We start from the raw sequence: 20,561 nt of genomic DNA, 5'->3' as shown, positions 1-20,561 counted from the left end.
AAGCTCCCTAAAGTTTTACAATGGGTAACAGGTAATATTGGTTTCCATCATGTACATCATTTGGCTCCAAGAGTTCCAAACTATAATTTAGAAAAGGCGCATGAGTCTACGCCACCATTACAGAAAGCAACAACCATTACACTAAGCACAAGCTTGAAGTCCCTTCGTTTTCGACTTTTAGATCAACAAAATAAACGTTTTGTAAGCTTTAAAGAAATTAAGCATCTCGTAGACACTAAAAAATCGCGTATGAATTTGAATAACAAAAGACCAAACCTCGATAAAAATTGAATATCCATACGATAAAATCATTCAATTTTAATAAAAAAATACCTGGACGAGTTGAACTATAATCCGAATAAGGGTCACTACATAAAAAGTGTCCCTTATTCGGACTTTTTCACTTGAGCACTTTGTGAGATTTTCTTACTAATAAATCATTTCTTTTCGTCTTCTAGTATCATCAATCATGAAGTTATGTTTTTTGTAACAAAAGTGGAGAAGGTAGTTGAAAAAATATCGAGATATTGGTATTATAACTATTGTTTTTGCAAAAGACCTTGAAGAGAATCTTATGGAAATTCAAAATTGGAGAAAATAAAAGAGAATAAAGAAGAATTGCTTAAAGATAAACAAGCAGTTGACAACTTATAGAAAAACGCCATGAAAATATAAAGCTAGCTTAACACAGCTAGCTTTATTTGTAGTTTATAGAGCTAGTTACTATAAAGCGAGTTCTTGAAATTAAAGAATTAATAACAATGACTCTTACTACCTTAGGAACAATCAAATTATCTAAAAAATCTAATTATGTAGCTCATATTTCAAATGTTAAAATAATGAAAATTACCTTTTTAGATAAGGTAAGATCGGAGGACAAAATTCAATGAATAATTTGCACTTTCTAGGAGAAAAAATCGTAGAAAAAAAGTATGAAATTGCGCATAAAGTACATACAAATAGAATGGTAGACCTTAAACAAACAAGAAATTTCAATCTTACAAATGAAAAAATTATTGAAATGAGAGCAAACTTCATCAACAATTTTGGAGAAGCAATCATGTTAAACCTCGATCAAAATACAAGTTTCAATCGAATATTGAAATGGGGCAAAGAGTCAGGAGAATTGGCATCAAATCTAGGGGTTTCTCTGAGTGAGGCTTTAGAGACCACAAGTTATTATCGGAAATTTATATGGGAAGTACTTAAAGAAGAAATAAAAAAACACAACATGCCGATAGACACTGTATTTGAATTAAGCTCGATTATTGATCCTTTATTAGATAAAGCTGTTTATGCTTTTAGTTTGACTTATGTTAATTTCCATCATGAAACATTAAAAAAAGCAAAGAGTGCCTTCCTTGAATTATCCGTCCCTATGGTCCCTATCACAAAAGGAATTGCTATACTCCCTCTAATTGGAGAGGTAGATACGGAAAGAGCCACTCTCTTACTAGACGAAACGTTGAAGAAAGCAAATGAATTGAAATTATCTCACCTTCTATTTGATCTCTCTGGTGTTATGATTGTAGACACCATGGTTGCCCATCAAATTTTTAAAATCATTGAGGCATTAGATTTACTTGGGGTAAAAACCATGTTAATTGGTATTCGCCCTGAAGTTGCTCAGACCATGATACAACTTGGAATTAATTTTAGTAAAATAACTGTAAAATCAAACCTCGAACAAGCACTTCTTAGTTTGAATTTAACCATAGATACGTTAGAATAAATAGTCTCACCTAATAGTGTATGAATTGAATTCTATTTATCTTCAAAAAACTGCTTAACATAAGACTATTTATAAGTAGTTAATCTATTTTTAAAGCGATACTCTTTCGAACAATTGAAGTAAAATACACACTATAAAGTATAGAATTTTTTGAGTAGGGCAGACTGCTAAAGTTCGCTTGAATATACACAATACCTGTTGTGAATAGCTTTATTTCTTGTTGCAGACTTCCTAACAAGTCTGCTTTTTACATATAGCAAATTTCTTCCACATAAAATATTTTTGTTTCATTTCTTAAACAAAAGGGTAAAGTACCATGATAGATTGGAATGTAACAAGAAACAGATCTTTTTTAAAAGATCTGTTTCTTGCTTTTTATTTAATAATTACAAAAATGAACAATAACTCATACCTTGAGTAAACTATTCAAGACAGGGTGAGCTGTCATCACAAAACCTAATTACGTAACAGAAAAGACTACTCAGATTGAACTGCACCCCAATTGTTAGACAAAGAAACTCTAATGATTGGGGTGCTTTTATGTCTAGACATACATTTGAAGATAAAATTAATCGTCACTTATCATAAAATCAAAAAAAGCAGAAGTTAATTTATCTTATGTCTGGTCATTATATTGTACGTTCATGACTTGTTTTTATAAACCATCTGATCTAATTTTTGAAACCCCTAAGGCTAAATTATTCCACAAAATGTGTTCAACCACTTCGGCGTCTACAGCATGACAATCAACAATGAGTATGACTTCCGAATGTTTACCGCGTAGAAGCCGTTGCTTTTTCTTAATGACTTTAAACATAAATAGTTTAATTCCTAGTCCTAAGACAAATCCGATAAAAGCACTAATAATCCCCCAATAAATAGGGCCCCAGCTTAGTTTAAAACCAATACTCGCACCAATAACAGAAAAGGCTGTGGCTAGAGCCATTCCTAAATCAATAAGAGAAACCCCATCTGCTCGATGAAGGCTATCAAAAATCCGACGGTTTTCCGTTCGATTATTGAGAGGAACAATAAATGTGTCTTCTTTTCCTATTCCTTTTTCCTCTAACTCGGAAATAGCTAGTTCTACATAACTTGAGTATTCAAATGTAGAAAAAATTTGCATATGTTCATTTCACCTTTTTTCCTTTTCCAATACGAAAGCCGGGGTGTTGATACATTTTCTCGAAGAAGTTTTTCTGCTCTCTTTCAACAAGTTTATTATTCTCCACGGTATTCATATAGGAATCGAAGATAGCAAAACCATATAAAGAGGGGAAAAACAACAACCATTCTGCATCTAAAACAGAAGTCGCCTGTTGTATTTCTCCTAAAAATAGCAGAGAAATACCCTCAAGTAGGTGAGAATAATAAAAGAAAACGACTGCCCAAATGATGACAAAGAAAGCACCAATGATCCGATGAATATAGAGTTGTCCTAGGCCAGGCATTAATACCGACCAAAAAACGGATAAGATGGGATTCCGTTTATCTAAATAGTTTATTTCCATGGCTCCTATACTGAAGGAGTTGAACCGATGATTTTCTCGTTCAGCTAACACGTATATTTTATTTAAATCAACTGTTGTTCGGTAACTATCCCATATAGCAAAAATATAAACGGGAATATAAATAAGAAGCCATCTTGTATTAAGCACGTCTTTGGCCATATCAATGTTTCCTTGAAAAGAATAAATCATGGCCAAATTTACATGAGATTTAATATTTATGGTGACCTCCCATATAAATAACACAAAGCCCCGAAGGTATTTAGACAGTAGTAAATGTCCAAAACCAGGAAAAGCTGCTGACCACCAAGCAATAATATAGGGGTTTCTTAAATGGATTTGAGTCGTTCCAAATATACTAACATGAGCAATATAGCGTCTTATAGTATTGTCATTATTATAATTATTCATTTGCGATCTCCTATAGATGTTATGAAAATATACTTTTTATACCTACCATCCATATTTAACATGCTCTTGTTTGTTTATTCTGATTCAATCAATTGATATAAATCTAATCCTTATCAAAATGAAGAGTCTTGTGACTAGAAAAATCCCTCTATTTTTCCATAAATAGATTTTTTATATGTTATTTTCAAGAAAACAAAGTATGGTAACTAAATTCGTATATTCAAACGAAAAAAACTACTGCTCCTGTACAGTAGTTTTCCTAGTCGTTGAAATATAGATGTTATGTTGATAATGCTCTATTGCATCTTGAGTAGTTTGCTCAATTTACTGTTTATGATTCGTTTTATAATTATCAAAAAAAAAGAAACAAACTTAAAAAAGAATGTTTCTCGAAAATTCCATCCATCTTAATACTATACCCTTACCATAGAAACCGAAACATATTTTATAAAAAATATGTTTTGGTTCTTATAATGAACATGATTCCACCTAAAGATTTATATGAAATGCATCTTTAAAACTAAAAAATTCATGTGAGGCAAAACCAAATAATTAGTGTTTTTTTAGACTTACTATTTTAGCAACTTTGGTTAAATGTTTTTCTGATTCCTCTAACCGTTTTTGAGTGTTGACTAAAGAGTTTTGAATAGATAAAGGTGCAAGAACTTTACTACTTTTCACTTCTGTACATACGAGGTGACCTATACCATCTTTCCATTGGATCGTACATTTAAAATTCCCAAATAACTTGTTACTTGTCTGTAAAATGAGCTGTTTTGTTATAGGATGAGAATTAGGACTCTGTGAAAACATTACTATGGCTTTATTTCGGTCTTCTTTATAAATGATCGTTCATATATTCGATGTAGGGGGGAAATATGAGTGGGTTATGTGTGAAACATTTAGAATTGTTCCTTCCTGATTGATTTGAAAATAAGGAACAGGAAGCCATTTAGTTATACTAGTATCCATGTTCTACCTCCTTTACATTAATTAATGGATCTTTATACTTACGATATCATATCTAAGTGATTTCTGTATGTATTTAGAATGTACATTATGGTAACTAAAGACAGAAAAGCTCCTGAATAGGCATCAGGAGCTTTTCTGTCTACAAATATTCATTCTACTACCTACTGATATGGTGAACAGTAAAGAGAAACATCATACTTGTTATGTAAACTTTAAAATGGATTATTACTCAGTGACTTCTTTTTTCACAATACTTATTATTCTATACAAAGCTAAAGATGTAGTCTCCACATCCGGAAAATGTTCAATATGGCCCGTTTCAATATTCTTCACTTGAAAATTCTTTAGTTCTTTAGAATAACTGAGAGAAAAGGTATGATTTCCACTACAAAAGGTATGAGTGATTTCACTATCTTCATATCGTAATAACGTTTCTAACATTTCTTTGATTTTTATTATTGTCATGTATCACCAAACCCCTTTCTCACTATTAAAAAAAATTTTACAAATGAAAGTTTAATCCATTTTAACATAGGGTATATTTATAAGTTATTACCTTTAATAATTGAAATAAAGATTTTAAAAATGAAATAAATTTGTAAAAAAACAAAAAATGTAATGTTGTATTAGGATTAGGCGATATATGACAAATGCAACATAGTTGGGAATTACAGATAGATATGGTATAAAAGATGTAAATAAAATATATGTTTTAGGGGTAAAGATACAAAGAATCTTATTTGAAAATGAGATTCTTTGGGAGGTAGGAGGTATCTGAAGTTGAGTAGTGCATCTAGATTCAAAATGCAAATATACAGTCCTCTGTTGGGATATAAGGACCTTTATCATTTCAAAAAGACAAAAGATGGTTGGAAGTTTGAAAACTATAGATGTAAGGGTGAAGTAGATAAAGGTGGTAATCCTTTATTTTATAAAGCCCTTATTACTGAATCCATTTCCTGTCCTGATCATCTAGAGATTTATATTTCTAGTGCATGGGAGAATGTTGACGCGTTAAATAAAGAACAAGTGCAGAACATTTTTGATGAACTATCTGAATGGATAGCAGCCAGTGAAAATTATCTCCATTAACCCTTTATCATATTGGAAAAAGTGGGCACGACCATGGGTATATTCAGGTTTAAAGATTCATTATAAAAGTCTTATTGTTCTTTTATTTAAAACATATGTAGTGGAGGTAGTACAAGGCATGAAAATAAAAATAAATAATAACTCATTTGGGAATATTTATTAATTAAGGATAACAATAATCAGTAAACAAATAAGGGGCGTATTCAAAATGGAAATTATTTATAATCAGAGAGAGAAAATGACCGATTTCATTAAAGATAACAAACAGAACTTCCAGGATAAACTCTTATCAGAGGCGGTTAACGTAGCCTCTAAGATTAATGACATTTTAGAAACTGGAAATATTGATCTTTTAAAAAATGCTCAAAAGTTATCTCTATATGTCGTGGAGCAAAAGGAAGAACAACTCGTTGCTTTCGCTCAACAAGAAGGGATAGCCTGGGCAGAGCATTCCTTAACTCTTGCCTTCAAACTAGAATGGGTACAGGCCATTAGGCGAACATTGTGGCATTTTCTCTATCAATATGATCGAATAAATAACCATTTTAATAGCCGTGAAGAATTTTATGCCTTAGAGAAACGAATTAATGATAAGATCGATCAATTTCTTAACACTTTTCTCATTAGTTATTCCACGTATAAAGATGAATTAATTGCCTCCCAAAGGGACTTAGTTGAAAATCTATCAGTACCCATTATACCACTTAGCCAATCTATAGCTGTACTACCGTTGATCGGAATGATTGACCTCAATCGTATCCAAACGATTGAGGAGAAAGTATTGATGGGCATCTCAGGTTTAAAGATTCAAACATTAATTATAGACCTTTCTGGAATTGCTAACATGGAGATGCATGTCATTGACCATTTTCAAAAAATATTAACTGGGATTTCAATGATGGGATCTAAAGCTGTTCTTACAGGTTTACGTACTGACCTAGTTCGAACAATGATTCACTCAGGAATCTCCTTTGAGGACCAGGCAGAAGCAAAAGGGACGTTACAGCAAACGTTAAAAGAATATCTAGAACTCGACCGCATGTAGGAGGAATAGAGAAGTTTTCTTTACATGCAGAAATAAAGATGAGTTTGTGAAATTAGAAGCGTTGTTGAAAAAGTAAATAAAGTTTATTTATACCTGAGTAATCATTACTAAGGTAACCCTGGAGTTATAACTCTAGGGTTGTTTTGCGATAGTACCGATAAAATACTAATTCCGCATATGATATACATCCTAAATCAACTTAATGCAAAAAAGCTGGGAAACTTAATTTCCTAGCTTTTTTGAGTTTCTATCGCTTGTTTAACCGTTGCATAGGTTTTAATAGAGGAGAAATCAAAGCCATTTCTAACAACAGTTTGAGCAAGTTCAGGTCGTATACCTGTCATCATGACCTCCTCAATACCTTATAAGCGAAGAACACTGTAGATATCAAAGAGGTAACGTTCAGCTATAGTATCTATATTCAAGATACCTGAAAAATCAACAATCAGATACTCTATTTTCATTTCGATAATTTTCAAGATCACATTCTCCAAGATATATTCAGCTCTTTCTGAATTGATAGAGCCTATTAGTGGGAGAACAGCAGTTTTATCCTGAATGGGGACGACAGGAACCGATAGTTTCAACACCTCTTGTTGTGCCTTTTTAATAATTTCATCTTTTACTTGTTCAAATACTATAACAGTTTCGGTGATACTTATATCCAACAAATAGTTAAATCGTTTATTAATAAATACAATTTCTTCTGTAGAGAGTCCGTGTTCTATACTTATTTTGCGTTAGATATGTATATCAATCAAGTTACATGACTTTTCTTTGAAAGCTTGTTATTCTATAATAAGAAGAAGTTACTCTCTAATGAGGTATCTTCTTTGAAACTACATAACATGTAGTTATTTACAATATATGAGTAACATTCGTATATTGTGGGTAAACTACTTAGGATGCTTAGAGGCATCAACTTTCTTATTCTATGTGAAAAAAGCTACTGTTGGTGGAGTCAGTCAGTAGCTTTTTTCTATGTCTTTCAACTTTACCCCTATATTTGATTACTAACTAAAAGGAACAAATTGTATGTAGTATTTTTTCAGAATGAATATTCCCCCCTGTTTTATTTAAAAATAATGAATGTTTAAATGCTTTTGTATGTCTGATTAAGTAAGCCTTGAGTTTGACTTTGCTTCTTATTCTTGTATAATCATATGCCTTGGAGGTGACATAATATAAATGAAGTTTAACAAGAAAAAAATTAACGTCGTAGATATTGACAAAGCTAAAAAAAGCGTTTTTGCTACAGGCGTAGGAAACGCAATGGAATGGTTTGACTTTGGTTTATATTCATATTTAGCTGTTATCATTAGTCAAAACTTTTTTAGTGCTGTTGGGAATGATGAGCTAAAATTGGTATTCACATTTGCCACTTTTGCGATTGCCTTCTTAATGCGCCCAGTAGGGGGTATTATATTCGGAAGAATTGGAGATAAGTTAGGAAGGAAAGTTGTTCTAACCACCACCATTATTTTAATGGCGTTTTCCACATTACTCATCGGTTTATTACCTACATACGATCAAATCGGTATATGGGCACCGATCCTCTTATTAATAGCAAGAATTATTCAAGGTTTTTCAACCGGCGGTGAATATGCTGGTGCAATGGTCTATATCGCAGAATCGTCTCCAGACAATAAGCGTAATGTACTTGGAAGTGGATTAGAAATTGGAACCCTCACGGGTTATATCCTAGCATCACTGTTGGCTAGTTTGCTTTTTCTTCTTCTAACGGATGAACAGATGGCCTCATGGGGATGGAGAATACCGTTCTTACTTGGCTTACCTTTAGGTCTAATTGGATTTTATTTACGAAGCAGTTTAGAGGAAACGCCGATTTTTGAAAATGAACTTTCCAGCTCTGATGACCAAGTCCAGGAAGAAAGCTTTCTATCCATTTTGAAAAATCATAAAAAAGATGTGTTTGTTTGTTTTGTAGCTGTGGCATTCTTTAACATTACAAACTACATGCTATTATCGTACATGCCTTCTTATTTAAATGAAATTATTGGATTGTCTAATACAGTGGGAACTGTATTAATTACTGTGACCATGATTCTGATGGTACCACTTGCTTTCATGTTTGGAAAGCTTAGTGACAAAATTGGAAACAAGAAGGTTTTCTTAATTGGTTTAGGTGGATTAAGTCTATTGTCAGCTGTTTCGTTTTATTTAATCAACTTGAACAGTTTAGTCTTTATTTCATTAGGTATTTTAATTTTAGGTGTTCTACTTTCCACTTACGAAGGTACCATGCCTGGAACATTACCAACGATGTTCTATACCGATATTCGCTACCGAACATTAGCCGTGACGTTTAATGTTTCTGTTTCAATATTTGGTGGGACGACGCCATTAGTTGCCACATGGCTAGTTCATGAAACAGGAAATAACTTAGCCCCTGCTTTCTATCTAACCATTGTGAGCATTATCGGGTTCTTAGTGATTTTATTCTTATTCAAGAACACGGCAGGAAAATCTCTAAAAGGTTCTTATCCAACAGTTGCTTCTAAATCTGAATACAACGAAGCTGTTGAAAACCCGAAAGATGCATTATGGTGGCATACCGAACAAAAAGAAAAATCAACGGAATAAAAGAAAGTAGCTACTCAACTATTTTGCGTTTTAAGCTGACTTGTTTCTGAAAAGCATTTTCTCACAAACGTGATTTATCGGGAGAAGAAAGACAAAAGACAACTTTTAAAAGGTGAACTGCACCTCAATTGTTAGACAAAGAAACTCTAATGATTGGGGTGTTTTTATGTCAAGACATACATTTGAAGACAAGTTGAAAGTTATTGATTTGTACCTAAATAAGCGCAACTCATATAGAGAAACAGCCAAGTTAATAAGCGCAACTAAATCAGATATTATAAAATGGGTGGCATTGTACCAAAAACATGGAGAAAAGGGTTTACAGCCGACCTATACAAATTACTCTGTGAAGCATCATATGTACTCAATATGCCATCTTACTCAACGGTGACATTATCAAATGACCAAATATCAGCATTTACTCAAAGTATGTCCCGTAAGGGAAATTGTTTTGATAACGCAGTCATTGAAAACTTCTTTGGTCTATTAAAATCAGAGTTACTCTATCTACAAGAGTTTGAGAGTATGGAGCACTTTCAACAGCAATTAGAGAGCTATATTGTTTATTACAACCACAAACGAATAAAAGCAGAATTAAAAGGATTGACCCCTGTAGAATACAAAATTTAATCCTCATTCGCTGCTTAGATAAAGGGTCTAACTTTTTGGATTCAGTTCAGCTAGGGAGTTTTTCTGCTTTTCTAATGAATATCATATACGAACTTAGTTACCATAATGTGCTTTCCCGGTAGAAAAAGTGCTTGGATAATAATTATCTAAGTACTTTTGAAATTAATTATGTATTGTTTTTCTTTTTTATATTTTTACCTGTATAAATAGAATTAACTATTAATATTCCTGTTTCTAAAAGCCATACCACAGTAAGGAGAGTACTCAAATACATTTTTAAAAGCCATACCTAACATTAATAAAAGTATAGTAATACCTTGCTGTCTTTGCATATAAACCACCTCAGACGCTTTTTCTTCTAATCATTATTCACCTTGCTGCTCTCTTTGCCCTATAATCCAAGCTAAAGATAAAATTGAAACAGTTTACAACTACTGCAGTTAACATACCTATACACACCTCTTTTTCCTTATAATTACATTGTAACATACCTTTAGAACAGTATTTAAAGATACATATAATACCTAGATCTAGTTACGTCGGGTAGGCAGGCACTCTCACGAGCGTCCGCCCCCTAAGAACTGTACGTGACAGATTTTCCGTCATACGACTCAAGCCTTCTTTTTATCCGAACAACTTATTTATTTAATACATGGTACATGTACTAATTTAACAAATTCACCTATAGAAACCTCTAGGTTTCGCACTATAACTTTCTCTCCATTTTGTAGAGCCTGCTTACACAATGGACAACGATATCCTTGTTTTCTTGCGAGTTTCATCCTATCCAATGTATTTTCATTATTAAAGACCTTACGGTCTCGTTTTTTCCAATACTCTCTTAGACTTGGATCATCTAGGCTGTTTTTATAGGCTACCATGACATGCCGTTCTATCTTAATCTAGGACATCTTTAACAGTTGAATGTTAGTAAGTGGATATGTGAGAATCCATTTATTATTTCCACCATGTAACTTCGCTACATATTTTTGTATAATACTCCAATCAATAGAGTACCAATCCTTATGCGAGACGTCCGCCGACGCTCGTAGAGAGGTATTCATAACAGCACGCTCCTTTTCGTTGGAAGATAGCCACAAATTTATTTTCGTGTTGAAGACCAATGAGAAGTGGGCGCTCTTACGAGCTTGTCATTGTCTGTAAAGCCGACAGTATCCGTCCAGTTATACAATGATTCTGCTTTCCTGTTCCTTTTCAGAGTAACGGCTTTCGCTTTTTCTCATATCCCATACCCTCTGCCACATCGTTTGACTTTGCAGTCATTCTACTGCTTACGCAGATGACATAGGGCTTACCAAGTTTCCCTTCCTACAGATGCGATAGGGGTAGGTAGGTTCTTTACTCCAGGCAAGATGCGGGACGCATCAGAGCAGCATTATGATTCTACTTTTCCTCTTGCCAAAACCCAAGCAAAGCTGTGCATTATCTTGAGCTAACCCTTACGAAGCTTACAAACCTTCACTTTTGTTTACCATACCTATCTTCTCCTAGCAGTATTCTGGACCATGCATTTGTCCCCTGTTTTCGCATTTCCTCATGCAACCGACAGACTCGTTACCAAGAATGCCGTTTCGGATGGAGATCATCTCTACGTCTAGATGGGTAGCGTTAGCTACACTGTCAGAAAGCGACTTCTTGTCGCACCATAATCACAATTATAGGCAGCAGATAAAATCCTAAAATCTAATTATTTAAATGAATTTTGATAATTAGGAGAAAATAAATATATCTTCAAAAAAAGAGGTATCTAATTATGCACTCAATCATCAAAAATTTAGATTTATCTGCAAAAGGAATTTGGTTTCCCATCTCTGTAGCATTTCTATTATTATTATTTGCCCTTTTCATGCCTAAAAGAAAAATTAACTGGTTAGAATTTTATATTACTTTTGGAGTTGTAGGTTATGTAGCTTGGAATTCTGATACGGTAGTGGGGAGAATGTTAGACTGGGTGGATCTAGGTAACCCTAAAATTACGGGACTTGGTGAATTTGTGAGTTATAATTTTATTCCTACATCACTTTCTGTTATCTATCTAAACTACTTCAAAAAAATAACAAATGGATCCTAGTTCTTCTTTTTACCTTATTATCAACTCTAATTGAATGGCTAATGATACAAACAGGGTATTTAAAAATGAAAAATTGGAGCTTTTTTATTTTCTCTATAATTGCCTATTTGATTGTATTCAGTATTATTCTTCCTATTCACATAGGAGTTATAAAGAAAAACTTACTCTATAACAAATAAAATTCTTTATTTATGAGTAAACTACTCAAGATGGATGAATCATCACTTAGCTAACTCCTAAAGAACAGAAAAACTCTCTTAACGCATTGGGGGAGTTTTTTTGTTCTTTAGGAGTATATGATATACATTTTTAGTCCCTATAATAAGGGTATAGTATTAAGCTGGATTGAATTAAAAAAAAACATTATTCTAAAAGAATTTGAAATGGTAACTTTTTAAAGGAATCTATAACTGGAGTTAAATAATAACATATATTTTTTCTTCATAAAGACTATTTTCTGAGACAAGCATATGTATAAAAAGCTGCATACTCCGGAGAAAGAATCCTTGGTAGAAGGCTTATACATAATGGGCAGTCTTTGTTGTAGTTGTTCTTCATAATTTGTATTAAATATAAATAAATATAAGCTAATTCTAGAAGTATATGTTTTACCTATCTAAAAGAAGGGAATAATAGGGTCAACTTGATAAAGGGAGTGATCTTATGCAAGCCGATATGACGGTCGAAGAAGTCAAAGCCCAAATCCAGTACTTAGGAACAAATGGACAATCTCTAAAAAAGAAAAAAGTAAAGCAAACACATCCAAAACTAATGAAAAATGCACTTTATTTTTTCCCTAGCTGGGAACATGCTATGGTAGAAAGTGGTGTAAATAGCATATAATAAGCAGAAACTCAGTCTTTTTGACTGAGTTTTTTTATTAAATATGGAAAACTTTTAAAGGGAAAAGAATGATGGGTATGGAATATAAAGAAAAACGTTTGCACAAAGATAGGAGAGATAAAAGAAATGAATTCTACATTTAATCAACTTTTATCAATGAAAAATCTACGTGACGTTCAAAAAACAGAAATTTTGGTGCAAATGGAACATGCTTCAAAGAATAAAGATAAAGAAACCCTCTTACGATTAACTAAACAGCTTCGAAGTATCTCATAGAATACCCTCTGTAATAGAATTAACCCACTAACAGGAAGACTTTACATGGAAACAATAATAAGCGACTTATCTATCCTAATTCGAACAGTAAGGTCGCTTATCCTATTTTTTATTCATATATTTACCCTTCCACTTTACAATATGTGTACATGTATCATAAAAAGTGATTATGTTATTTTTTATGCACCTTTTGAAATATACGTAGATTTTGAGAGCGTAAAATATCTTAAGTAAATAATAATATTCTTTATTGTAAAGAGATAATTAGTTATCAATCGATCTATAGGAGATATTCATGTGCCATACTCTCTGGGAATTATTCTAAAGGAATCCCTCTTTTTATGTCGAAAATTAGTAAGTATTAAGGAGGGTTTTAGATGCCTAAAGATATAGTGAAAGAGCTATTAGATAAAGGCTTTAAAGTAGTGGACTTAGTATGTGTGGGCACTATAAATATCATTTCAGCAAAGGAACTGTCTTTAGAAGAAATAAGTACTGGAGACATCGTTGACATGTTATCACTAGATGAAGACACTATTAAGCTTTTTCTTAATGAAAAGCTTCCTCATTTTGAGGCAAGTACCAAACCATTAGCTGGATATATCAATTCCGAAGGTGAACTGCCCATAATGGAGGATGCAATTATTGACTACAAAGTGTATGTTAAAGAAGCAATTGTCCAGTCTAAGTAGTCATTAAAAGAGCAGTTCACAAATGCAAACTGCTCTTTTATTTATGGGAGATAATTGACTGCTTTTAGTTGAATACGATATGGGGTTGTAATGTAAAAACTTTAAAATAATTGTAGCTAATTTCCCAAGCTTGAATATACTAATACTAGCAATCTAAAAATGAAACTAATATCGCGTGCTATAATAGATAAAAATTAAATACTAGGGGCAATGAATAATGGAAGAATTAAAACAAGAAGACCAAGATGCAGGTAAACTGTATGAGAAAGGGTTTAAGTGGATGCGTTTTGTAAGCTTTTTTATGGTTGTGAACCTCATTTTCACCGTAGCTTTAGTAGCAGTTGCCTTAGTAGCCCCTCAAATTCAAGAAACTTTCCAATGGGTAGCATTTGGTGTATATGGGTTTACAGTACTTTATCTCATCTTTATGCGTGAAGTAGCCTTCAGAAAGACATATGGATCTTTGGTAGTTTGGATGCGGACTGTATGGAATTTCAGCTTTATTGCTAGTGCGTTCGGGGCTGTCACTATGTTTGTGGGCAACACTCACTGGACTTTATTTTAAAGGGATTGCCTGTTTATGTTGAAAGTAAAAATAAAGGAGGAATACATATGAACCCATACGAACAATTTCAATTAAATAAAGAGGTAGAAGAAATGGCTAAACAACGAATTGAAATCCATAAAAAGCGAATGGAATTATCTGAAGAGCTAGAAAATAACTGGGATAATAAAGAACTCCAAGATAGAATCATTGAATTAGAGGAAGAAAGCCAAAAACTCAAGAAAAAAATTGAAGTTTTACAGACTAACTATTAAGCATCCTTTCAAGGTGCTTTTTTGGATTAGAGTGTTTTTACCAGAGCTATATGTGTGAACTTAAGTGAATTACTACTTTCTTACACAACCTCTAAAAGTTTTTCTATGAATGACTTCAGTGTCGAGATGTTCAGTTTAGAAAAAAGACTAACCTATTGCTTGCATTGGAATAACTACAAATAGCAAGCATCACCTATTTTGCTAGCATGTCTAACACCATAGAGATACAAAAGGGGAATACTTCCCTACCTTATAAGCTTTTACCTTATTATAAAATGTCGCCTTTTCATTCCTACTTCCTTCATAAATGCTACAGCAGTGATCTTTCCAGACGTCCTTTTTTGATGCAGACTCTTTTTATATTCATGATATAAAGTAAGGTACATAAGATAATGAATTTGAATATCGTAGGGGATACAAGTTCCACTTAATTTGCATAATTGTTGATATATGTAAGGTTTTGTAGATAATTATGTTGCTCCCACATATTGAATATTTATCCTATATCAAGTACAATAAGTTGAATATAAGTTCAACTTGGAAAATGAGGTGTTTATAAATGAAAATTTCACGCTTTAATAAAGACTGCGGTAACTCTGTTGATATGAACATTATGGATGGATATCTATTTGATTTCCCAACGAATGTAGTCGAACTGCAAAAAGATGCTGCTGATTCGTTCTTTACAGATGCGGTGACAGCTCCAGAAGAATTTAAGAAGCGCATTTTACTTTCTACAACCATTGAGGGTGAAGAGAAAGAGCGTTATTTCTTAGTAGGTGACATTGCAGCTAGTCAATTGCTGGCCAACAATCACATTAATAAATTACATAATAAAATTACAAGTCATATTCCATACATCACTTTTTTAGCTGCGATTGCGTATTACCATGCGTTACATGCGAAAAATAAAAAAGACAATATAATTGAAATTGACTATTTTTCTACCATGTTACCAATCTGGCTTCTTAAGAAAGAGAGCACATTTGGGGCAGCTCAAAAAGCCATGGCCAATCGCTTCTTAGGCGATCATACATTTACTGTGCATACGCCTGGTTTTGAAAATACGTTAAAGGTAGTAGTAGAAGAAAGTGCGTGCTTAAAAGAGGGAGAAAGTGCACGTTTTGCGTTAAAAAAAGACTTAACTCTTCAAGATCGTGAAGATGCAAATGAATATGTAGAATGTGAAACGGTGATGGTGGATATAGGTGGTGGTTCCATTGATGTGGTTATTCTTCCCGAAGGGTTGAAAGCTGCCAATAGTCGTGAATCGTTCCAAAGCATTGAGGGTATTCCTTATTTAGCGCATATTGATAAATTGCGTAAAGAGAAATTTCTAGAACTGTTTACAGACTTACGTGCTTTTGATCAATTTATTCTTGATAACTACAGCAAGCAAAAGTTTGTATTAAAAAACGAGAATACAGGTGAATCCATTGATTTAACAAGTACCATCAAATCTTCACTACGAGAATATGTGGAAATTTTATTGGCTAAATTAAATGATGTTGCGCCACCACCAGCGAATAAACTACGTAAGTATGTATACTGCGGTGGAGTAGCTCCTACTTTAGAAGTAGCTATCATGAATAGTATGCGTGAAAAAATTGGAGAAGAACGTACGGAGAAGTATCATAAGGTTCCCCAAGATAGCCGCCACTTAAATTTATTTGGCTTAGAGATTCGTAGTATTGGTTACGTTCAAAAGAAGCAAGCAGCAGAAAAGAAAGCCGTTAAATCCTAACAACGTAGGTGATAGGGATGTCAGAGCGTCAAAATGCGTTTACGATTAAGACAAATCGATTGAGTGATGAAGTTTATAATAAACTAGCTACACATGCTAAATCGCGTAGGTTAGGGGACTATATTTCATCTTTAATTTTACGTGATTTAGATGATTCATCTACTGGAAAAAAAGCAATAGAAGACAAAAAAACCTACGAAATGCTTGAACATATCAAGAATGAATTAGCTGATTTAAAAACATTAGCAAAAACAACGGGTTTCGTAGGAAACAATTCCTTCAAAGAAGAAGAGCCTTCTCCAAAGGTTCCACAACTAAAAGAAGGAAAGGTTGCAGATTTAGAAAATATATCTGGATCATTAGACGATGACGACTTAGAAGAATATAACGATTTTTAAACAGTAAAACCACTAGAATATATCCTAGTGGTTTTTTCTGTTTTTAAGCTTTATAGTGTATGCGTCTCTAGTTACCATAATATACCTTTATGGTAACTAACAAAAACTTGCAAGACAAGGATTCTTGAGGTGATAGGTGTTTTTTAATATGCATCTTTTTATACATTACTTATATAAACATTTACGCTATCTAAATGCACAAAAATATCTGTGTAAAAAGCATCCGTTTATACTAGAACTCATGCTACTTTAAAATATAATTGAATATATTTAGATGTACTCTACTGAACACATGCGCACATTAGTTCAATAAAATATTTGATTTAGTTAAACAACTAACTTCTCATCAATTACTTATTATCATCGATTTGTGTTGAAATTTGCCAAGTAACACCGAATTTGTCTGTTACTTGTCCATATGATGGGCTCCAAAAAGTTTCTTGAAGTGGCATTCCTACTTGCCCGCCTTCTTTTAGCTTTTCGAACACTTCTTTTGATTCTTCTACGCTATCTATGGAGATAGCTACCGTCACTTGTGATCCAATTTGGTATGGTTGACCTGGGAATGTATCAGAAAGCATTAAATCAGTATCACCAACTTTTAAATGCGCATTCATTACACGATCTATTGCTTCTATAGGAGTGGGGAATTCTGGATTTCCGGGCATTTCTCCGAAATTTTGAACTCCAATAACTTTTGCATCCAATGCCTCCCCGTAAAATTTAATAGCTTCTTGTCCATTACCATTCATAACTAAATAAGGATAGATTCCTAAAACCATGAAAAACACCTCTTTTAAAATTTTATTTAGATTTCAATAAATCATAGCTAACTGAAAAAAGAACTAATGTTCGTATTTTTTCTAGCACTTACTACGTATCTATACAACAAATTTATTGGGTTATCCTGCACAGTTAGTTTGATAAGAAAAAAATTGTTGTAAAAAATATGCAACATTATATTTATTTTAGCGTTGTTGTTACATTGATTTATTGAGGATACAATACATAACCTGAGTTCTTATCCGTATAGGACTCAGGGTTCATTGCTTTTTCTATCCTCAGGTTGTATACCATATGAAAAATTAATCACTTTTCTAGTCAATAGTATGCTAAAGAGCTTTTATCAAGTTGATTTAAATTAAACTGAAATTAGGGAGAGTCGTAATGAGAATACATAAGTAATTGGAACTAACTTACATAAAAGTGGAATAAATAAGCTCATTCTTTAGCATTCCCCATTAGCTCCCTAGTAGTTGCTAACTTCTTTTGTTCTTTTGAATTCATATTAACAGCTTCTTTCTGGTGACTTGCTAAATTCGATATGGCAGATGAAATATCCTGTAAAAAGAAATTCACCTAGAAATGAAACGGCAGTACAATACAAAAAAAACATCCGTTTGGATAGGATGTTTTTATTCGACTCTTATTTCGTTTTTATCTTTATTGCCTGCTCTTGGCGAGCTTCAATTTTTTCTTCAATCTCTTCCATGACCTTTTTATCTTCTAGTATTTTATGTCTGTTTTCATTGACTAGGTTTTGAAAAGAGGGTTTTAACTTTCTCATAATGGCACTTCTTTCTTACTGTTTAGTTTAGTCCGTAGACAAGTATGATTATAACGATTAAATGGAATAAAGCAATTATTTGCTTTCATAAAATGGAGAACAGGTAAAAGAATGTTCTTTGAAGGAAGGAAACCTCCCTTTTTTATAGAATGTTAGTACTTTACTTAAGAGGAGGGCGATCCCGTTGAAAAAAAGAACTTTACAGGTATTTTCATTACCAGAATATAAAGAAGAAATTGGTCGATGGCTATGGTGTTTAGAAGATGTTCGCCGTACGCTTCTAGTACAATTAAATGGAATCAGCCAGCGTATGCTCGATAAAAAAATTGATGAAAGACAAACAATTAGCACGCTATTGTATCACATTGCATTGATTGAGGCAGATTGGTTATATGAAGAGGTCCTGGTTACTGAATGGGATCCCGAAATACGTTCTTTGTTCTCATTTGCAGTTCGTTCTGAAGATGGCTCTTTAGCCCACATCGAGGGACAAAGCTTAGAAGATCATTTTCACCGCCTTAATAAGGTACGAGAAGCATTTCTTTCCCACTTTCGTTCAATGGACTTAACAGACTGGCGTAGACCAAGAATACTTGAACATTATGACGTTACACCTGAGTGGGTTGTTTACCATTTGATTGAACATGAATCTCATCATAGAGGTCAAATTTTCCAATTACTTAAAGAATTGCGAAACAATTAAGACGTCAAAGTAATGAAATAAAACAAAAGAGGTGCCTAAAATAACTATTTATATTGCTTTATTACGAGGCATTAACGTAGGTGGACACAAATTAATAAGGATGCAGGAATTAAAGAGTCTATTAACAAATATGGGATTAGATAAAGTTAAAACCTATATTCAAAGTGGAAATGTTATATTTCAGTCTAAAAGAAATGCAGAACAATTAGAAGAGCAAATGGAGCAAGAGATTAGAAGGGCTTTCGGTTTTTCTGTCATTATTATTTTAAGAACAGCTTCAGAATTGGAACAAATTATTAGCAGTTGTCCTTATCCAGTTAACTCGTTATCGGAGGGGGAGAGTGTACATATATCGTTGTTAGCTAAAGAACCTTCTAAGGAATGCATAAATCATTTACTCAACTATAAAAGTGAGATGGAGCAATGTTACATAAAGGGCAAAGAGGTTTATTTATATTTGCGACAAAGTATTCGACATTCTAAGCTTTCTGTTCAACTTCAGAAGGTTGGTGTTCCAGGAACATCACGCAATTGGAAAACAATCAAAAAGCTCGGCACTATGGTAAATGAAATGCAGTAAGTAGTAGTTTGAAGAAATTGATGTAATTCCATTGCTCAAGTGTGTTAGTTAGATAGGGTACTTCTAAAAATAATTAAATTTTATTCTAAAGTACCATAAATTGTCTTGTATAAAAGTCCCCTTTTTTTATACAGTACGTATGATTCAACAAAAGCTAAAAATATTGATAAATCAACGATATAACGTAAAGTTTATATCATCACATTGATGTATAAAGTCCAAAAAGGTACACCTTTTTAGACGTATTAAAAATACTAGGCCTTATTGTACGCTTGGTTTACTTCTCTTCCCGGCTGATAACTCTTAGTATTATTTTTGGAGTTAGGAATAGTTATTTAATTCAGAAAATAATTATAAGAATACTTATTTCGACATACTTCATCATACATTATGTAGTAATATTTATATAAATTTACACATTCAGATAAAGGCAAACTAGTTGAAAAGCTAGGACGCAAAGCTACAGGTCTAAAGTCAATTGACTATGACAGCTGAGCCTCCTGAAAATCTGGAGGAATTTATGTTTATGGACAGTAAAAAAGAAGTAATAACGCCCCATTTAGACCAAGAGGCTAAGGAAGTAGGGTTATCGGTTAAAGAAGTAAAAGCATTTTTAGATAATACACAAACCTAGTGATAACAAAAACATTAGATAGGCACGCAATCTAATGTTTTTTGTTATCGTGTTATCTTGAGATTTTGCTTCTAGAAACTGTTTAAATTCTTCTTTACTCACATTTGAATTCATTGCATCTTTAACTAGCTTCATCCACTCTTCTGGCAGAACTGCTATAGACTTTTTCATAATAGTACCTCCTTTTACATAAATACTTTTTATCATTTACCGTTTGTT

Annotated in this window: 22 protein-coding genes, 1 pseudogene and 1 riboswitch; of the genes and pseudogenes, 16 read left to right on the top strand and 7 right to left on the bottom strand. The window is 33.0% G+C overall.

Annotation, left to right across the window (positions count from 1 at the left end; translation table 11 throughout):
- A partial coding sequence (locus tag ACFX4R_RS24570; RefSeq protein WP_377570712.1) for a fatty acid desaturase occupies positions 1-291 on the top strand: 291 nt, incomplete at its 5' end.
- A gap of 595 nt (positions 292-886) precedes the next feature.
- Positions 887-1,732 (top strand): STAS domain-containing protein, encoded by an 846-nt coding sequence (locus ACFX4R_RS24565; RefSeq protein WP_377570710.1) that lies wholly within the window; start codon positions 887-889, stop codon positions 1,730-1,732.
- Positions 1,733-2,387: 655 nt separating this feature from the next.
- Here ACFX4R_RS24565 and ACFX4R_RS24560 read toward each other — a convergent pair.
- From ACFX4R_RS24560 to ACFX4R_RS24550, 3 genes are all read right to left on the bottom strand, one after another.
- Positions 2,388-2,858 (bottom strand): hypothetical protein, encoded by a 471-nt coding sequence (locus tag ACFX4R_RS24560; protein ID WP_377256935.1) that lies wholly within the window; start codon positions 2,856-2,858, stop codon positions 2,388-2,390.
- 4 nt (positions 2,859-2,862) lie between these two features.
- On the bottom strand, positions 2,863-3,651 hold the full coding sequence (locus ACFX4R_RS24555; RefSeq protein WP_377256932.1) for a hypothetical protein: 789 nt from the start codon (positions 3,649-3,651) through the stop codon (positions 2,863-2,865).
- A gap of 1,197 nt (positions 3,652-4,848) precedes the next feature.
- A complete protein-coding gene (locus ACFX4R_RS24550) occupies positions 4,849-5,088 on the bottom strand; it encodes a hypothetical protein (RefSeq protein WP_377559205.1) in 240 nt (79 codons plus the stop codon).
- A 315-nt stretch (positions 5,089-5,403) separates the two neighbouring features.
- On the opposite strand from ACFX4R_RS24550, the gene ACFX4R_RS24545 reads away from it, so the two are divergent.
- On the top strand, positions 5,404-5,715 hold the full coding sequence (locus ACFX4R_RS24545) for a hypothetical protein (protein ID WP_377256923.1): 312 nt from the start codon (positions 5,404-5,406) through the stop codon (positions 5,713-5,715).
- 208 nt (positions 5,716-5,923) lie between these two features.
- A complete protein-coding gene (locus ACFX4R_RS24540) occupies positions 5,924-6,760 on the top strand; it encodes an STAS domain-containing protein (protein ID WP_377256920.1) in 837 nt (278 codons plus the stop codon).
- A 362-nt stretch (positions 6,761-7,122) separates the two neighbouring features.
- Here the strand turns inward: ACFX4R_RS24540 and ACFX4R_RS24535 are convergent, their stop codons facing one another.
- On the bottom strand, positions 7,123-7,431 hold the full coding sequence (locus ACFX4R_RS24535; RefSeq protein ID WP_377570708.1) for an STAS domain-containing protein: 309 nt from the start codon (positions 7,429-7,431) through the stop codon (positions 7,123-7,125).
- 517 nt (positions 7,432-7,948) lie between these two features.
- On the opposite strand from ACFX4R_RS24535, the gene ACFX4R_RS24530 reads away from it, so the two are divergent.
- The 10 genes and pseudogenes from ACFX4R_RS24530 to ACFX4R_RS24480 all read left to right on the top strand — a co-directional run bounded on the left by ACFX4R_RS24530 (position 7,949) and on the right by ACFX4R_RS24480 (position 16,858).
- The gene (locus ACFX4R_RS24530; protein WP_197227541.1) at positions 7,949-9,364 is read left to right on the top strand and encodes an MFS transporter; all 1,416 of its coding nucleotides are present in this window, start codon (positions 7,949-7,951) and stop codon (positions 9,362-9,364) included.
- Positions 9,365-9,784: 420 nt separating this feature from the next.
- Positions 9,785-9,994 (top strand): annotated as a pseudogene (locus tag ACFX4R_RS24520) (transposase); the annotation flags it as partial.
- A 1,774-nt stretch (positions 9,995-11,768) separates the two neighbouring features.
- Positions 11,769-12,086 (top strand): hypothetical protein, encoded by a 318-nt coding sequence (locus ACFX4R_RS24515; protein ID WP_377256911.1) that lies wholly within the window; start codon positions 11,769-11,771, stop codon positions 12,084-12,086.
- 663 nt (positions 12,087-12,749) lie between these two features.
- A complete protein-coding gene (locus tag ACFX4R_RS24510; protein WP_025751503.1) occupies positions 12,750-12,929 on the top strand; it encodes a hypothetical protein in 180 nt (59 codons plus the stop codon).
- Between the two features lie 126 nt (positions 12,930-13,055).
- Positions 13,056-13,205 carry a phosphoesterase gene (locus ACFX4R_RS24505; protein ID WP_211079381.1) on the top strand — a complete coding sequence of 50 codons (150 nt, stop codon included), beginning with the start codon at positions 13,056-13,058 and terminating at the stop codon, positions 13,203-13,205.
- Between the two features lie 377 nt (positions 13,206-13,582).
- Complete coding sequence (locus ACFX4R_RS24500; RefSeq protein WP_377256908.1) at positions 13,583-13,897, top strand: hypothetical protein; 315 nt, start codon at positions 13,583-13,585, stop codon at positions 13,895-13,897.
- A gap of 217 nt (positions 13,898-14,114) precedes the next feature.
- Positions 14,115-14,462: a hypothetical protein gene (locus ACFX4R_RS24495; RefSeq protein ID WP_055992262.1), complete on the top strand. Its 348-nt coding sequence runs from the start codon at positions 14,115-14,117 to the stop codon at positions 14,460-14,462.
- A 47-nt stretch (positions 14,463-14,509) separates the two neighbouring features.
- A complete protein-coding gene (locus tag ACFX4R_RS24490) occupies positions 14,510-14,716 on the top strand; it encodes a hypothetical protein (RefSeq protein WP_377256905.1) in 207 nt (68 codons plus the stop codon).
- Between the two features lie 559 nt (positions 14,717-15,275).
- Entirely contained in the window at positions 15,276-16,460 is a 1,185-nt protein-coding gene (locus ACFX4R_RS24485) for an Alp7A family actin-like protein (protein ID WP_377256902.1), read from the top strand.
- A 17-nt stretch (positions 16,461-16,477) separates the two neighbouring features.
- Positions 16,478-16,858, top strand: a complete 381-nt coding sequence (locus tag ACFX4R_RS24480) for a hypothetical protein (RefSeq protein WP_377256899.1) — start codon at positions 16,478-16,480, stop codon at positions 16,856-16,858.
- A gap of 350 nt (positions 16,859-17,208) precedes the next feature.
- On the opposite strand, the gene ACFX4R_RS24475 is transcribed toward ACFX4R_RS24480, so the two are convergent.
- On the bottom strand, positions 17,209-17,640 hold the full coding sequence (locus tag ACFX4R_RS24475) for a VOC family protein (protein WP_377256896.1): 432 nt from the start codon (positions 17,638-17,640) through the stop codon (positions 17,209-17,211).
- Positions 17,641-18,284: 644 nt separating this feature from the next.
- Positions 18,285-18,425, bottom strand: a complete 141-nt coding sequence (locus ACFX4R_RS24470) for an FbpB family small basic protein (protein ID WP_081715163.1) — start codon at positions 18,423-18,425, stop codon at positions 18,285-18,287.
- 184 nt (positions 18,426-18,609) lie between these two features.
- Between ACFX4R_RS24470 and ACFX4R_RS24465 the strand changes: the two genes are divergently transcribed.
- Both ACFX4R_RS24465 and ACFX4R_RS24460 read left to right on the top strand, forming a co-directional pair.
- Positions 18,610-19,128 (top strand): DinB family protein, encoded by a 519-nt coding sequence (locus ACFX4R_RS24465; protein ID WP_377256893.1) that lies wholly within the window; start codon positions 18,610-18,612, stop codon positions 19,126-19,128.
- Positions 19,129-19,168: 40 nt separating this feature from the next.
- The gene (locus tag ACFX4R_RS24460; protein WP_377257057.1) at positions 19,169-19,708 is read left to right on the top strand and encodes a DUF1697 domain-containing protein; all 540 of its coding nucleotides are present in this window, start codon (positions 19,169-19,171) and stop codon (positions 19,706-19,708) included.
- Positions 19,709-20,127: 419 nt separating this feature from the next.
- A riboswitch (cyclic di-GMP riboswitch) is annotated at positions 20,128-20,212 on the top strand.
- Between the two features lie 109 nt (positions 20,213-20,321).
- Here the strand turns inward: ACFX4R_RS24460 and ACFX4R_RS24455 are convergent.
- Positions 20,322-20,513, bottom strand: coding sequence for an anti-repressor SinI family protein (locus ACFX4R_RS24455; protein WP_377256890.1), 192 nt, complete (start codon positions 20,511-20,513; stop codon positions 20,322-20,324).
- Positions 20,514-20,561 lie beyond the last annotated feature (48 nt).

It is taken from the genome of Priestia sp. YIM B13490, from assembly GCF_042787735.1.
Lineage (GTDB): Bacteria > Bacillota > Bacilli > Bacillales > Bacillaceae_H > Priestia > Priestia megaterium.
This window is presented reverse-complemented; position numbering and strand designations above follow the sequence as displayed.

Excerpts from the sequence above, each read along its gene's own strand:
- ACFX4R_RS24565 (WP_377570710.1), top strand. The coding sequence starts at position 887 with ATGAATAATTTGCACTTTCTAGGAGAAAAAATCGTAGAAAAAAAGTAT.
- ACFX4R_RS24560 (WP_377256935.1), bottom strand. The coding sequence starts at position 2,858 with ATGCAAATTTTTTCTACATTTGAATACTCAAGTTATGTAGAACTAGCT.
- ACFX4R_RS24555 (WP_377256932.1), bottom strand. The coding sequence starts at position 3,651 with ATGAATAATTATAATAATGACAATACTATAAGACGCTATATTGCTCAT.
- ACFX4R_RS24550 (WP_377559205.1), bottom strand. The coding sequence starts at position 5,088 with ATGACAATAATAAAAATCAAAGAAATGTTAGAAACGTTATTACGATAT.
- ACFX4R_RS24540 (WP_377256920.1), top strand. The coding sequence starts at position 5,924 with ATGGAAATTATTTATAATCAGAGAGAGAAAATGACCGATTTCATTAAA.
- ACFX4R_RS24530 (WP_197227541.1), top strand. The coding sequence starts at position 7,949 with ATGAAGTTTAACAAGAAAAAAATTAACGTCGTAGATATTGACAAAGCT.
- ACFX4R_RS24515 (WP_377256911.1), top strand. The coding sequence starts at position 11,769 with ATGCACTCAATCATCAAAAATTTAGATTTATCTGCAAAAGGAATTTGG.
- ACFX4R_RS24510 (WP_025751503.1), top strand. The coding sequence starts at position 12,750 with ATGCAAGCCGATATGACGGTCGAAGAAGTCAAAGCCCAAATCCAGTAC.
- ACFX4R_RS24505 (WP_211079381.1), top strand. The coding sequence starts at position 13,056 with ATGAATTCTACATTTAATCAACTTTTATCAATGAAAAATCTACGTGAC.
- ACFX4R_RS24500 (WP_377256908.1), top strand. The coding sequence starts at position 13,583 with ATGCCTAAAGATATAGTGAAAGAGCTATTAGATAAAGGCTTTAAAGTA.
- ACFX4R_RS24495 (WP_055992262.1), top strand. The coding sequence starts at position 14,115 with ATGGAAGAATTAAAACAAGAAGACCAAGATGCAGGTAAACTGTATGAG.
- ACFX4R_RS24490 (WP_377256905.1), top strand. The coding sequence starts at position 14,510 with ATGAACCCATACGAACAATTTCAATTAAATAAAGAGGTAGAAGAAATG.
- ACFX4R_RS24485 (WP_377256902.1), top strand. The coding sequence starts at position 15,276 with ATGAAAATTTCACGCTTTAATAAAGACTGCGGTAACTCTGTTGATATG.
- ACFX4R_RS24480 (WP_377256899.1), top strand. The coding sequence starts at position 16,478 with ATGTCAGAGCGTCAAAATGCGTTTACGATTAAGACAAATCGATTGAGT.
- ACFX4R_RS24475 (WP_377256896.1), bottom strand. The coding sequence starts at position 17,640 with ATGGTTTTAGGAATCTATCCTTATTTAGTTATGAATGGTAATGGACAA.
- ACFX4R_RS24470 (WP_081715163.1), bottom strand. The coding sequence starts at position 18,425 with ATGAGAAAGTTAAAACCCTCTTTTCAAAACCTAGTCAATGAAAACAGA.
- ACFX4R_RS24455 (WP_377256890.1), bottom strand. The coding sequence starts at position 20,513 with ATGAAAAAGTCTATAGCAGTTCTGCCAGAAGAGTGGATGAAGCTAGTT.